The 13,913-nt window shown below is 63.2% G+C and carries 12 protein-coding genes and 1 pseudogene; 3 read left to right on the forward strand and 10 right to left on the reverse strand.

Annotation, left to right across the window (positions count from 1 at the left end):
* The 6 genes and pseudogenes from HBJ55_RS22345 to HBJ55_RS04015 all read right to left on the reverse strand — a co-directional run.
* Positions 1 to 156, reverse strand: a pseudogene (locus HBJ55_RS22345) (branched-chain amino acid ABC transporter permease); the annotation flags it as partial.
* A gap of 4 nt (positions 157 to 160) precedes the next feature.
* Entirely contained in the window at positions 161 to 1,048 is an 888-nt protein-coding gene (locus HBJ55_RS03995) for a branched-chain amino acid ABC transporter permease (protein WP_167111287.1), read from the reverse strand.
* A gap of 59 nt (positions 1,049 to 1,107) precedes the next feature.
* The gene (locus HBJ55_RS04000) at positions 1,108 to 2,328 is read right to left on the reverse strand and encodes an ABC transporter substrate-binding protein (protein ID WP_167111289.1); all 1,221 of its coding nucleotides are present in this window, start codon (positions 2,326 to 2,328) and stop codon (positions 1,108 to 1,110) included.
* 191 nt (positions 2,329 to 2,519) lie between these two features.
* The gene (locus tag HBJ55_RS04005) at positions 2,520 to 3,272 is read right to left on the reverse strand and encodes an ABC transporter ATP-binding protein (RefSeq protein ID WP_206022188.1); all 753 of its coding nucleotides are present in this window, start codon (positions 3,270 to 3,272) and stop codon (positions 2,520 to 2,522) included.
* Positions 3,269 to 4,036: an ABC transporter ATP-binding protein gene (locus tag HBJ55_RS04010; protein WP_167111291.1), complete on the reverse strand. Its 768-nt coding sequence runs from the start codon at positions 4,034 to 4,036 to the stop codon at positions 3,269 to 3,271. The genes HBJ55_RS04005 and HBJ55_RS04010 overlap by 4 nt, the downstream gene beginning before the upstream one ends.
* A 277-nt stretch (positions 4,037 to 4,313) precedes the next feature.
* On the reverse strand, positions 4,314 to 5,693 hold the full coding sequence (locus tag HBJ55_RS04015; protein ID WP_167111293.1) for an L-serine ammonia-lyase: 1,380 nt from the start codon (positions 5,691 to 5,693) through the stop codon (positions 4,314 to 4,316).
* A gap of 173 nt (positions 5,694 to 5,866) precedes the next feature.
* Here HBJ55_RS04015 and HBJ55_RS04020 point away from each other — a divergent pair, with 173 nt between their 5' ends.
* Together HBJ55_RS04020 and HBJ55_RS04025 are read left to right on the forward strand one after the other, a co-directional pair.
* Positions 5,867 to 6,811: a LysR substrate-binding domain-containing protein gene (locus tag HBJ55_RS04020; protein ID WP_167111295.1), complete on the forward strand. Its 945-nt coding sequence runs from the start codon at positions 5,867 to 5,869 to the stop codon at positions 6,809 to 6,811.
* 51 nt (positions 6,812 to 6,862) lie between these two features.
* Positions 6,863 to 7,522, forward strand: coding sequence for a hypothetical protein (locus tag HBJ55_RS04025; protein ID WP_240935968.1), 660 nt, complete (start codon positions 6,863 to 6,865; stop codon positions 7,520 to 7,522).
* A gap of 102 nt (positions 7,523 to 7,624) precedes the next feature.
* Here HBJ55_RS04025 and rpoD read toward each other — a convergent pair whose 3' ends face one another.
* From rpoD to rpsU, 3 genes are all read right to left on the reverse strand, one after another.
* A complete protein-coding gene (gene rpoD / locus HBJ55_RS04030) occupies positions 7,625 to 9,478 on the reverse strand; it encodes an RNA polymerase sigma factor RpoD (protein ID WP_167111297.1) in 1,854 nt (617 codons plus the stop codon).
* Between the two features lie 248 nt (positions 9,479 to 9,726).
* A complete protein-coding gene (gene dnaG, locus HBJ55_RS04035; RefSeq protein ID WP_167111299.1) occupies positions 9,727 to 11,550 on the reverse strand; it encodes a DNA primase in 1,824 nt (607 codons plus the stop codon).
* A 143-nt stretch (positions 11,551 to 11,693) separates the two neighbouring features.
* A complete protein-coding gene (rpsU, locus tag HBJ55_RS04040) occupies positions 11,694 to 11,909 on the reverse strand; it encodes a 30S ribosomal protein S21 (protein ID WP_010629611.1) in 216 nt (71 codons plus the stop codon).
* A 227-nt stretch (positions 11,910 to 12,136) separates the two neighbouring features.
* Here rpsU and tsaD point away from each other — a divergent pair, with 227 nt between their 5' ends.
* On the forward strand, positions 12,137 to 13,174 hold the full coding sequence (tsaD, locus tag HBJ55_RS04045) for a tRNA (adenosine(37)-N6)-threonylcarbamoyltransferase complex transferase subunit TsaD (protein WP_167111301.1): 1,038 nt from the start codon (positions 12,137 to 12,139) through the stop codon (positions 13,172 to 13,174).
* Between the two features lie 61 nt (positions 13,175 to 13,235).
* Here tsaD and plsY read toward each other — a convergent pair whose 3' ends face one another.
* Complete coding sequence (gene plsY, locus HBJ55_RS04050; protein ID WP_206022190.1) at positions 13,236 to 13,826, reverse strand: glycerol-3-phosphate 1-O-acyltransferase PlsY; 591 nt, start codon at positions 13,824 to 13,826, stop codon at positions 13,236 to 13,238.
* Between the last annotated feature and the right edge of the window lie 87 nt (positions 13,827 to 13,913).

The following is a 13,913-nucleotide window of genomic DNA, read 5'->3' on the forward strand; positions in this document are numbered from 1 at the left end:
CAGGGCGAAGCACAGCACCTTCATCAGGAACACTGGATAGGCGACGAAGGGCGCCACCAGGCCGATCGCGATCAGCACCAGATAGAAGGCATTGCGACGCAGGTTGGCGCGACGCTCTCGCTTGAGGGATGGGGTCACGGTCTGAGTCGTGGCCATGTCGTCATGCCTCCTTGCCGAAGAGTCCGGTGGGTCTGAGCAGCAGCACCAGAATCATCACCAGGAAAATTACGGTGTTGGCCGCCTCGGGGTAGTACACCTTGGTCAGACCCTCGATCAGTCCCATGGCCAGGCCGGTGACAATAGCACCCAGTATGGACCCCATCCCCCCGATGACCACCACGGCAAAGACCACGATCAATAGGTTGGAGCCCATGGTCGGCGACACGGGATAGAGCGGTGCGGCAAGTACGCCGGCGAAGGCTGCAAGCGCCACGCCGAAGCCGTAGGTCAGCGTCACCAGCAGCGGCACATTGACGCCGAAGGCCTGCATCAGCGATGGGTTCTCGGTGCCGGCCCGCAGATAGGCCCCGAGGCGCGTCCGCTCGATGATGTACCAAGTGCCAAAGCAGACGACGATGGCCGCCAGCAGCACCCAGGCACGGTACGTGGGCAGGAACATGAAACCGGTCTGATAGCCGCCCTGAAGCGCCTCGGGGGTCGGGTAGCGCGCCCCCGACACACCGAAGAAGTTGACCAGCGAACCTTCGAAGATCAGCGCCAGGCCAAAGGTCAGCAATAGCCCGTAAAGATGATCGAGATGCGCAATACGGCGCAGCAGTACACGCTCGACCAGCATTCCACCCAGCCCCACCACCAGCGGTGTCAGCAGCAGAGCGGCCCAATAGTTGATACCCAGGTACTGCATCCCCAGCAAGGTGGTGAATGCACCCAGCATATACATGGCCCCGTGGGCGAAGTTGACGATCTTCAGCAGGCCAAAGATCACTGCCAGGCCCAGGCTCAACAGGGCGTAGAAGGCACCGTTGATCAGGCCCAGCAGCAGTTGGCCCATGAACACCGCCAACGGCACCCCGAATATCATCGTCATGTCGGATTCTCCTCGCCCTCAGAAGGCGGCGGCCGCAGCCGCCGCCGACTTGCATTGCTTCAGTTCTGTACCAGGTCGCACTGGCTCTCTGAAAGCGGACGGTAGGCCTCTTCGGCGGGAATGGTGGTGAGGATCTCGTAGAGATCCCATTCGTGGGTAGAGGCCTCCGGCGACTTCACGCGGGCCAGGTACATGTCGTGCACCATGCGGCCGTCCTCGCGAATTCGTCCGTTGCGGGCGAAGAAGTCGTGGATCGGCTGCTTCATCATGTATTCACGCACCGTCTGGGTGTCGTCGCTGCCGGTAGCCTCGACGGCCTGCAGGTAGTGCATGGTGCTGGAGTAGATGCCGGCCTGGACCATGGTCGGCATGCTGCCTACGCGCTCGTAGTAGCGCTCGGCCCACTCGCGTGACTCATCGTCCATGTTCCAGTACCAGCCGGTGGTCAACAGCAGCCCTTGGGTCGTCTCGAGCCCCATGGCATAGACGTCGTTGAGGAATACCAGCAGACCGGCGAGCTGTTGGCCGGCCTCGACCACGCCGAACTGACTGGCGGTGTTGATGGCATTGACGGTGTCGGCTCCCGCGTTGGCCAAGCCAATGATCTTGGCGCCGGAGCCCTGGGCCTGGAGGATATAGGACGAGAAGTCGTCGGTGGGGAACGGATGGTGCACGCCGCCGATGACCTCGCCGCCGTTTTCTTCCACCACTTTGGTCACGTCGCCTTCAAGTGCATGACCGAAGGCGTAGTCGGCAGTGAGCATGAACCAGGTGTCGCCACCTTGCTCGACGACGGCACGGGCGGTGCCGTTGGCCAGCGGATAGGTGTCGTAGACCCAGTGGATGTGATTCGGAGTGCAGTGCTCGTTGGTGATGCTCGAGGCCGCCGAGCCGGAAACGATGCCCAGCTTGTCATTGGCTTCCAGCACGTTGGTCACAGCGATGGTCACCGAGGAGGCGACCATGCCGGCCACCAGGTCGACGTTACGCTGATCGACCCATTCGCGCACGGTATTGGCACCCACGTCAGCGCTGTTGCGGTCATCGGCGCTGAATACTTCGATCGGCATGCCGTCGACGCTACCGCCGAAGTCCTCGATCGCCATCTGCAGGGCCTCGAGGCCGCCCGGACCGGCCAGGTCACGGTAGGTGCCGGACATGTCGGCGAGGTAGCCGATGCGCACCTCCCCGTCGCTGATCTCGGCTTGGGCGGTCGCGGCCATCATCGAGGCGGCGGCAATGGCAATGCTGCTGGCGAGGGTCTTCTTGATGAAGGTCATTTTCGTCTCCATGGCCCGTTCGGGCGGCTTGTTGTTGTCACGCGCACTGCGGGTAAATCGCGATTCGTCGTGGTTCTGCAAATCAGTGGTTACGAACTGCTGTTGTGGTTCTTGTTTTGCCGGTAAGGCACGGCTTGGCAAGGGGCCCGCCTGCCGGGGCACAGCGAGCCGGGGCTTGCTTCGTGGGCTGGCTAGACTCCTAGCAGGCTGTTGAGGTGATCACGCTTCGATGGCAGCTCGGCCGCACTTATCTCCTCGATGATACGGCCATGCTCCATGACGTAATGACGATCCGCCAACGGTGCGGCGAAACGGAAGTTCTGCTCCACCAGCACGATGGTCATGCCGCGATCGCGCAGCTTGACCAGCACCTCGGCGAGCTTCTGCACGATGACCGGGGCCAGCCCCTCGGTAATCTCGTCGAGCAGCAGCATGCGGGCACCGGTGCGCAGGATGCGCGCCATGGCCAGCATCTGCTGCTCGCCGCCCGAGAGGCGCGTGCCCTGGCTGCGGCGTCGCTCGTAGAGGTTGGGAAACATCTCGTAGATCTCGTCGATCGACATGCCCCCCGAGCGCACCGTTGGCGGCAGCAGGAGATTCTCCTCCACGTCGAGACTGGCAAAGATGCCGCGCTCCTCGGGACAGTAACCGATGCCCAGTCGCGGGATGCGATGCGGCTTGATGCCGATGGTTTCCGTACCGTTGATCATGATCGAGCCGGTACGCCGGCCGACCATGCTCATGATCGACTTCAGCGTGGTACTGCGACCCGCACCGTTGCGGCCCAGCAGGGTGACCAGCTCACCGCGACGCACCTCCATGTCGACGCCATGGAGGATGTGCGATTCGCCATAGAAGGCATGCAAATTACGGATGCGCAGCATCTCGGCACCGCCGTGGTCACGGTATTCGCTACGCGTCGGCTGTTCGACGACCTGGCTCATGCGCTGGCCTCCTCTGCCTCACTGCCCATGTATGCCTCCCGCACCTGCGGGTCGGCGGAGACCGCTTCATAATCTCCCTCCGCCAGCACGGCACCCCGGGCCAGCACGGTAATCCGGTCGCACAAGCGGCTCACTACGCTGAGGTTGTGTTCGACCATCAACACCGTGCGTCCCTTGGCCACACGGCGAATCAGCTCGACGATGCGATCGACATCCTCCGCCCCCATGCCTTGGGTCGGCTCGTCGAGCAGCATCAAGGTCGGGTTCATCGCCAGGGTGGTCGCAACCTCCAGCGCACGCTTGCGTCCATAGGGCATCTCCACGGTTAGCACGTCGGAGTACTCCCGCAAGCCGACCTCGTCGAGCAGCTCGATGGCACGCTCGTTGAGGTGCTCCAGGGTGCGCTCGGATTTCCAGAAGTGGAACGAGGTGCCGATTGGCCGCTGCAGCGCCACGCGCACGTTCTCCAAAGCGGTCATATGGGCGAACACTGCGGAGATCTGGAACGAACGCACCATGCCCATGCGAGCAATCCCGTTGGCCTTCATGCCGGTGATCGCCTTGCCGCGGTAGAGAATCTCGCCCCGCGTCGGTGGCAGGAACTTGGTGAGGAGGTTGAAGACGGTCGTCTTGCCGGCACCATTGGGTCCGATCAAGGCGTGGATATGCCCTTCACGGACTTGCAGGTTGACATCGTCCACCGCCGTGAAGCCACGGAACTGCTTGGTCAGCCCGCGAGTTTCGAGGATGAACTCCTGGGTCATGTGACGTCCCTCTCTGGAGCGCCGATGGCGGTCCAATCGCTGATTATTGTCGTTGTGGTGAAGGCTGCGACTCATGCTTGGCTCAGCCCGGCTTCTAACCTTTACGTTAACGTAAGCTAGAGGAGAGACAACCGCGGAGCAACCGTTGAAGTGTCGAACTCGACCAATGGCGTAGAGGCAGTCGCATTTCAATAGCTTGCGAACAAAAACGCGATGCCGTAGAGGCATCGCGTCGATAGGAAGTGACTCGCTCAGCCGGCGGCCGTGCCGCCGGCTGTCAGCATTCGATAGCGTTCACGGCAAGCCCGCCACGAGATGTTTCCTTGTACTTGTCCTGCATGTCGCGTCCGGTGTCGCGCATGGTGCGAATCGCCTTGTCGAGCGAGATGAAATGCTCGCCATCGCCACGCAGCGCCATCTGGGCGGCATTGATCGCCTTGACCGAGGCGATGGCATTGCGCTCTATGCACGGCACCTGCACCAGGCCGCCTACCGGGTCGCAGGTCAATCCGAGATTGTGCTCCAGGCCGATTTCGGCAGCGTTCTCCACCTGACCGACGCTCCCTCCCATGACTTCGGCAAGCCCCGCCGCGGCCATGGCACAGGCCGAACCCACCTCGCCCTGACAGCCGACCTCGGCGCCGGAAATGGAGGCGTTCTTCTTGCACAGGATGCCCACCGCCCCGGCGGCCAGCAGGAAGTCCACCACGTCGCGCTCGCAGGCACCGGGCTGAAACTTCATGTAGTAGTGCAGCACTGCAGGAATGATGCCGGCCGCGCCGTTCGTCGGTGCAGTGACCATGCGCCCGCCGGCAGCATTCTCCTCGTTCACCGCGAGGGCAAAGACATTGACCCAGTCCATCGCGCCGAAAGTCGTCGCGATCAAGCTCTGGTCGTCGCCTGCCGCCAGCAGGCGACGATGCAGCGCGGCGGCACGCCGCTTGACGTTCAGCCCACCGGGCAATACGCCCTCTTGCTCCAGGCCGGTATCGACACAGGCACGCATGGCCTGCCAGATCTGCCACAGGCCATCGCGGATCTCGGCCTCGCTGCGCCACGCCTTCTCGTTTTCCAGCATCAGTTCGCTGATGCGCATGTCATGCATGCGGCACAAGGCCATCAGCTCGGCAGCCGAGTTGAAGTCATAGGGCAAAAGCGTGTGGTCCTGGTCCAACTCGCCGCGCTCGGCCTGGCCCTCGTCGATGACGAAGCCTCCACCCACCGAATAATAGGTATTGCGCCACAGTTCTTCGCCATGGCCATGAGCTACCAGCGTCATGGCATTGGGGTGGTAAGGCAGGCACTCCTCGTACCACTGCATATCGCGTGCCCAGAGGAAGGGAATCGCCAACCGACCGTCGAACATCAGCGTGTTCGCTTCGAGCAGTTCTTCGATGCAGGGCGTGACAACGGCAGGATCGATCCGGTCGGGGCGCTCCCCCATCAATCCCATGATCACGGCGCGATCGGTACCGTGTCCCTTGCCGGTGGCGCATAGCGAGCCGTACAGTTTCACCTCGATGCGAGCCACCCTTTCGAGCAGGTCCTGTTCGCGTAGCGCCTGCACGAAATCATAGGCCGCGCGCATCGGACCCACGGTATGGGAACTGGACGGGCCAATGCCGATCTTGAACAGGTCGAATACGCTGATTGCCATGGATCACCTCGTCGGTAGCCAGCCGATCGTCTCACGCATGAACAGTCATGCGGCTTACGAATCAGTCTGGCTAAAACATGTTTGCCTTTGCGGCAAGGATGACCTTATGTTGGTGGCGAATCCCTCATTCGGCAAACGAGAATAACTGCTCAAGGCTATAGCAAAACTAAACCATGAACCGCCTGCTCCATGCCCAGACCCATGCCTGGCTGAAAGTTTTCGCCGTCAGCGCCCGCCACCTCTCCTTCACCCGCGCGGCGGAGGAGCTGCATGTCACCACCGGCGCGGTGAGCCAGCAGATCAAGCAGCTCGAGGAGCGGCTGGGCTTCAAGCTGTTTCGCCGCCTGCCGCGGCGTCTTGAGCTCACCGAAGAGGGCAAACGACTTGCCGCCGTGGTCGATGAGGCGTACCAGTCGGTCGGCCTCGAGGTGAAGCGCCTGCGCAGCGGCGTGATGAGTGGCGTCATTCGCCTGCGCAGCGTGCCGGCCTTCCTCAGTAAGTGGCTGATGCCACGCTTGCCACGACTTCAGGCCCGCTTCCCCGACATCGAACTGCAGGTCATCGCCGAGGACAGCAGCCTGTCGTTGCGCGAGGGTGAGTTCGACCTGGCGATCGACCTCAATGACGGCCACTATCCGGGACTTGCCATCACCCCGCTGATCGAAGAGGTGATCTTTCCCGTCTGCGCCCCCGCCCTGATGCGGCGACGGCCGCCGCTGTCGCGACCCGAGGACCTGGCCTGGTACCCATTGCTGCACGACGTCACCGCCTGGCGGGGAGGGCATCCGTATGCCGAGTGGGAACACTACCTGCAAGCCATCGAGGCGCCGCCGCTAAACGTTCGCCGCGGCTACACCTTCAACCGTCATCGCTTGGCTCTGGAAGCGGCCGTCGCGGGCATGGGAGTCGCCATTGCACGCCAGGCCCTGCTGACTGACGAACTGCAAACCGGCAGCCTGATAGCGCCCTTTCCCCAGCGCATACCGACCGGCAAGCGCTATGGCATCGTGCATACCAGCGGTGCGCTTGACGACCGCCGAGTTGCTGCAGTGCATGACTGGATCGTGGAGGAGACGCAGCGCAGCCGGGACCTGGCCATGGCAGACCTCAACCGATGACGCTACAATTCTTGCCTTATCGTATGCCTGTCCTGCCCCAGCGGAAATCTCATGTCACGAACCCCCTTGTCGCCGCAGCCAACGGCGCCCATCGGCCTTGGTGCAGCCTTCTTTCGCGCCACTCTCTACATCTTGCTTATTGCCGCACTTCTGCAAGGTATCTATTACGAAGCGCTGTATCTTCCCGCCAGGCGCTCCTTCGCCGAGCAGGGTTTCACCGAGCTGTGCCAAAGCATAGTGCTGGCAGCCAGCGCACTACTGCTGTGCACGCCCCCCGCCCGGCGTGAGCTGCCCACCGTCTCGCTGCTGTTGCTCGCGCTGATCGTCGCCTCGCTGATCCGCGAGCAGGATTACTACCTCGATAAGCATATCTTCGACGGTGCCTGGCAGCTGCTGGTGACGCTGACTCTGCTCCCCTGCCTCTCTTTTGTGCTGTGGCGTCGTCAACGCTTCGTGAACGAGTTCGAGGCATACAGCAACAGCTTCTCGTTCGGCCTCTTCGCCTCCGGCTTTCTTGTCACCTACGTATTCTCTCGCCTGTACGGGCGCAGCGAGATGTGGATGGCCATTCTCGAAGACCACTATCAGCGCACCTTCAAGGAAGCCGCCGAGGAAATTACCGAACTGCTCGGCTATAGCCTGATCCTGATCGCCATCATCGAACTCGTTCTGCTAGCGAGGCGCTGGCAGCAGGCACGAAGCACGCCCTGATGGGCAGCGCCAATAACCCACAGCCTGCCGCCACCTCCAACGCAAGACGCCCGCAGCCATGGCTGCGGGCGTCTTGTCGGTTGCCCAAGGGCTCGGGTAGCGCTACTCGTCGAGGAACGAGCGCAGCGGCTCCGAGCGGCTCGGATGGCGCAGCTTGCGCAGCGCCTTGGCCTCGATCTGGCGGATCCGCTCGCGCGTGACGTCGAACTGCTTGCCGACCTCCTCGAGGGTATGGTCGGTGTTCATGTCGATACCGAAGCGCATGCGCAGCACCTTGGCCTCGCGGGCGGTCAGCCCACCCAGCACGTTACGGGTCGCCTCGATCAAGCCTTCGCCGGTAGCCAGATCGACCGGCAGCTGCATGGTGCTGTCCTCGATGAAATCGCCCAGGTGCGAGTCGTCATCATCGCCAATGGGCGTCTCCATGGAGATCGGCTCCTTGGCGATCTTGAGCACCTTGCGCACCTTGTCCTCGGGCATCTCGAGGCGCTCGCCCAGCTCTTCAGGCGTCGGCTCGCGGCCCATCTCCTGCAGCATCTGCCGCGATACGCGGTTGAGCTTGTTGATCGTCTCGATCATGTGCACCGGGATACGGATGGTGCGCGCCTGGTCGGCAATCGAGCGGGTGATCGCCTGACGAATCCACCAGGTGGCGTAGGTCGAGAACTTGTAGCCGCGGCGATACTCGAACTTGTCGACCGCCTTCATCAGGCCGATGTTGCCCTCCTGGATCAGGTCCAGGAACTGCAGCCCGCGGTTGGTGTACTTCTTGGCAATTGAAATCACCAGGCGCAGGTTGGCCTCAACCATCTCCTTCTTGGCCCGGCGCGCCTTGGCCTCGCCGATGGAGAGCTTGCGGTTGATTTCCTTCAGCTCCGCCACCGCCAGTTGCACCATATCCTCCTCGAAGGCGATACGACGCTGGGCACGCTGTATGTCGGCACGCAGGGGCTCCAGGCGCTCGGCGAACTTGGCGTTCTCCGCCATGAACTCGTCGACCCACTGCTGGCGCGACTCATTGCCCGGGAACGCCTTGATGAAGGTCTTGCGCGGAACCTTGGCCTTCTTGACGAACAGCTGCATCACCGTCTTTTCCTGAGCGCGGACCTGCTCGACGCTGATACGCACCTGACCGACCAATCGCTCGAAGTGCTTGGGCACCAGCTTGATCGGCGAGAACAGCTCGGCTAGACGCTCCATCTCGACCTGGGCTTCCGCACTGCCCCGGCCATGCTTGGCAAGCGCCTTGCGCACCAGCTCGTTCTGCTCACGGATCTGCTCGAAGCGCGCCTTCGCCTCCTCAGGGTCGGGACCGCCGGAACTCTCCTCCTCAGCCTCTCCGGCATCGTCATCGTCGTCGCTGGCGTCATCGTCATCGGCGGTGTCGCTGAGCTCCTCCTCGGGAACCTCAGCCTCGGCAACGCCCGGGATGCCTTCGTCAGGGTCGATGAAACCGGAAAAAAGGTCGGAGAGACGACCGGGCGCTTCTTCATCCTGGGTGGCGTCGTATGCCTCGAGAATCGATTCCACTGCACCGGGCAGCCAGGCAAGGGCCGACATCACTTCACGCGTGCCCTCCTCGATGCGCTTGGCGATCTCGATCTCACCCTCGCGGGTCAGCAGCTCCACGGTCCCCATTTCGCGCATGTACATACGCACGGGGTCGGTGGTACGGCCTACGTCGCTCTCCACCGCCGCCAGGGCAGCCACGGCTTCTTCGGCAGCCGACTCGTCGGCGGAATGATCGGACATCATCAGGGTATCTTCATCGGGAGCTTCCTCGACGACGCTGATACCCATGTCGTTGATCATGCCGATGATATCTTCCACCTGATCGGGATCGGCAATATCCTCGGGTAGGTGGTCGTTGACCTCGGCGTAGGTCAGGTAACCCTGTTCCTTGCCACGCGCGATCAACTCCTTCAGACGTGACTGCTGCTGCGCATTTCCAGCCATAGAAACCCTATCTCGACGAAGAAGAATGAAGCACCTGAAGCGCTGGGGTGGAGAAAACTCATGAAGCCCAATAGTATAGCGGGAAACTCCGCGAGCCCGCCAGTGCGGCCCATTTGCTCGATCACTCAGGTGTGTTAGTTTAAACGGTTATGCTGTCGCGGGGGCTCAGTGCATGCCTCCTATGTGGTGGCGGTAGAAAAGAATTCAACCCACCACCCGCATTCTTCGTCATCCGTGACGCCTGCATCTCAACTTCCCAGCTCGGCCAGCAGCGTCATGAGTCGCTGTCGCTCTTCCGGCGAAAGCCGCTCCCCCGAACGCTGCCTTGCCAGAAGCGCATCGATCTGCTCTTGGCACGATGGCCGCCTCTGGTGCCGACGAAAATGCTCGACCAGACCATCGAGCTCCTGCCCCCTGGCACCGCGAGGGATCAGCATTTCGCGCCGGGCCAGCTGCGCCAGCCGCTCGCCCTGGGCACTGCCCTGGAAGTGGGCCAGTACCACCTGTGGGCTGCGGTAGCGTCCGGCACGCAACAGCCGAACCAGCTCGCGGCATAGATTGGCATCTCCCTCTCCCTCGGGACACCAGTCATCCTCGGCGGGCAGGCGCTCGACCAGCACCGGCTCATGCACCAGGAGCTGCAGCACGCGCGCCACCAGCCCCAACGAAGCCCCCTTGGCCGGCGACACCTCGCTCACCGCCCCCTGCCCGACAGGGACTGCGGAGGGCGCAGCACTCGGCTCTGCCGGTGACGATGCCGCGCCTTCGTCCCGCGCCAGGAGCGCTTCGAAGCGCGACTGGTCGACCCCGGTGCGGCGCGCCAGCTCGCCCAGCAGCACCGTCTGCAGCATGCCCTGCGGCAGGCGGCTTGCCGCCTTGAGCACCTGACTGGCGAAGCGCTCGCGATCCTCGACTCGCGACAGATCGCGCCCCCGCGCCGCCTGGTCGAACAGGAATTCCGACAGCGGGCTGGCACAGGTGATGCGACCCTCGAAGGCTTCACGTCCTTCACGGCGCACCAGCGTATCCGGGTCCTCGCCCTCGGGCAGGAACAGAAAGCGCGCCTCTCGCCCGTCGATCATCTGCGGCAGCACGGTCTCCAGCGCGCGGCTGGCCGCCTGGCGTCCCGCCTTGTCGCCATCGAAGCAGAACACCACTTCGTTGACCATGCGAAACAGTCGGGCCAGGTGCTCCTCACTGGTAGAGGTGCCCAAGGTCGCGACGGCATTACGAATGCCGAACTGGGCCAGCGCCACCACGTCCATGTAGCCTTCGACGATGACCACCCGCTCCAATCGCGGGTTGGCCTGCCTGGCCTCGTATAGCCCGTATAGCTCGCGCCCCTTGTGGAAGACCGGTGTCTCGGGCGAGTTCAGATACTTTGGTTTCGCATCACCGAGCACCCGGCCACCAAAGGCAATGGTGCGCCCGCGCACGTCGCGGATCGGAAATATCACTCGGTCGCGGAAACGGTCATAGGTCCGCCCGCTCTCCTCGCGCTGCACCAGCAGGCCGTACTCGACCTGCACCGCTTCCGCTATGTCCCGCGCACTCAAATGGCGCTTGAGCGCCTCCCAGTCGTCCGGAGCGTATCCGATGCCGAAGTCGCGACACACCTCTTCCGCAAGACCGCGTCGAACCAGATAATCTCGCGCCGACTGACCTTCGGGCATCTTCAACCGCTCACGATAGAAGCTGGCCGCGAGCTCCAGTAGATTGACTCCTTCCTGACGCTTGCGTTCGCGCGCCTGGGCACGCGGATCGTCGGCGCCCTCCCGCGGCACCTCGAGCCCCAGCCGCGAGGCCAGTTGATCCACCGCTTCGGGAAAACGCAGCTTGTCGTACTCCATCAGAAAGCGCAGGGCATTGCCGTGGGCACCACAGCCGAAGCAATGGTAGAACTGCTTGTCGGCACTGACGGTAAACGACGGCGTCTTTTCCTGATGGAAGGGGCACAGACCGGAATAGTTGCGCCCGGCCTTCTTCAGCTGCACTCGCTCACCCACCACTTCGACCACGTCGACGCGTGCCAGCAAGTCATCGATGAAACGCTGAGGGATCTGGCCGGCCATGCAGGTCTCGCCACCTCCCGTCGGGGCAGATGAAGTAAAGAGTGGAACGGGCCGTGAAAAACAAGCGGCCACCTGACGGCAGCCGCTTGGTCATCCTTCCGAAAGCACCGAAGCTCAAGGCGTCGGTACTTCCTTAGTACGGATCAATAGAGCCGTTCGAAACGCTTGCGCTCACGCTGGAGCTTCTTGGCGTGACGCTTCACCGCGGCGGCTGCCTTGCGCTTGCGCTCTGCAGTCGGCTTTTCGTAGTGCTCGCGACGACGCACTTCGGAAAGGATGCCGGCTTTTTCGCAGGAACGCTTGAAGCGGCGCAGCGCGACGTCAAACGGCTCGTTATCACGTACTTTGACAGAAGGCATTAAGCACTCACCTACCTTAGAAATCTTGAGTTCGGTTCGAACGCACATCCATGACAGGAACCGTGCCGTCTATCACAGCAGGCATCGCCAGGGTGCACGACCCAATTGTACAGCGCACGGTATTTTAGTCGGCGACTTCAAGCATTGCAAATCTGCGTGTCTGGAAAGGGGATGGCAACGCCCCGATTTGCTAGAATGTCGGCTTTCACTCTTCACGAGCCTGCACCATGCGAGTCCTTGGCATCGAGACCTCCTGCGACGAGACCGGCGTCGCGATCTACGACACCGACCGCGGCCTGCTGGCCGACGCCCTTTATAGCCAAGTCGCCATGCATGCCGAGTACGGTGGCGTGGTGCCGGAGCTCGCCTCGCGCGACCACACCCGGCGTTTGCTGCCCCTGATTCAGCAGGTACTCGACGAGGCCGGCATGGCCCGCCACGAACTGGATGCCATCGCCTATACCGCGGGGCCGGGGCTGGTCGGTGCCCTGATGGTCGGCGCCAGCACCGCCCATGGGATGGCCCGTGCACTGAATATTCCGGTACTGGGCGTGCACCATATGGAAGGTCATCTCATGGCCCCCATGCTCGAAGAGCCCTCGCCCGCCTTTCCCTTCGTCGCACTGCTGGTTTCAGGTGGCCATACCCAACTGGTCGAGGTCCAGGGTCTGGGCCGGTATCGTCTGCTCGGCGAATCGGTCGACGACGCCGCCGGCGAAGCCTTCGACAAGGCTGCCAAGATGCTCGGGCTATCCTATCCCGGCGGCCCCCAAGTGGCCCGGCTGGCCGAAGCGGGCGACCCGGGGCGCTTCCGCTTCCCCCGTCCGATGACCGACCGCCCGGGCCTCGACTTCAGTTTCTCGGGGCTCAAGACGCACACCCTGACCACCCTGCGCGGGCTCGAGCAGGCGGGCAAGCTCGACGATCAGGCGCGCGCCGACGTCGCCCATGCCTTCGAAGAGGCCGTAGTCGATACCCTGGTGATCAAGTGTCGCCGGGCACTCGATGACACCGGCCTGAAGCGCCTGGTCATGGCCGGCGGCGTAAGTGCCAACACGCGCCTTCGCGAGCGTCTCGCGCATGAGGCCGAGAAGCGCAGCGCTCAGGTCTATTACCCACGCGGAAGGTTCTGCACCGACAACGGCGCCATGATAGCCCTTGCCGGTGCACTGCGGCTACTGGCCGGCGAGCGTGACGAGGTCGGTCGCATGCAAGCCGTGCCGCGCTGGCCGATGGAGACACTGACGGCACCGGCCGTCAGCTGACAGCCGGCGCCCTCCCTCCTGCAGGAAGCCCAGGACATCGCGCGGGCACGCTCATAGCGGGCTAGAGTCCCGGTTCGTCGCCGTGACGCAGCCGATGAATATTGAGCAGGTGCCGCACCAGCACCAGTGCGGTAAAGGTCACCACCACCAGCACGTAATCCGGTGCCAGCCACAGACTGGCCAGCGGGGCGATGCCGGCGCTGGCCAAGGACGCCACGGCTGCCGTACGCACCCGCCAGGCCAACAGCACCCACAGGGCGGCACAGCACAACGCCACCCAGGGCGTCAGTACCAACAGCACGCCGAAGGCGCTGGCCACCGCCTTGCCGCCGCGAAAGCGATGCCAAGGAGGGTAGCTGTGCCCCAGCAGCACGGCCAGCCCGACCAAACCCTGGGCCCATGGCGCCAGGCCAAGCCCCATCGCCAGCCACAGCGCAGGCATGCCCTTCATCGCGTCGAGCAGCAAGGTTACCGCCGCCAGCCGGCGGCCATGCAGGCGCAACACGTTGGAGAAGCCCGGGTTGCCCGAGCCCTCCAGGCGGGGATCGCCAACCCCTGCCAGTCGACAGACCCATAGCGCCCCCAAGCAGGAACCGCTGACGTAGCCCAGCGACACCAGCCCCAGCAGCGTCAGTTGCCCCTCGCCCAGCATCAGCCTTTCGCCCCTTTCGGTATCGTCATCGGATTCTGCCAGCCCCGGCGACCCAAGGACAGCGCCGCAAGCCTGTCATTGTGTCCC

The sequence above is a fragment of the Billgrantia bachuensis genome, assembly GCF_011742165.1.
In the GTDB taxonomy this organism is placed as follows: Bacteria; Pseudomonadota; Gammaproteobacteria; order Pseudomonadales; family Halomonadaceae; genus Halomonas; species Halomonas bachuensis.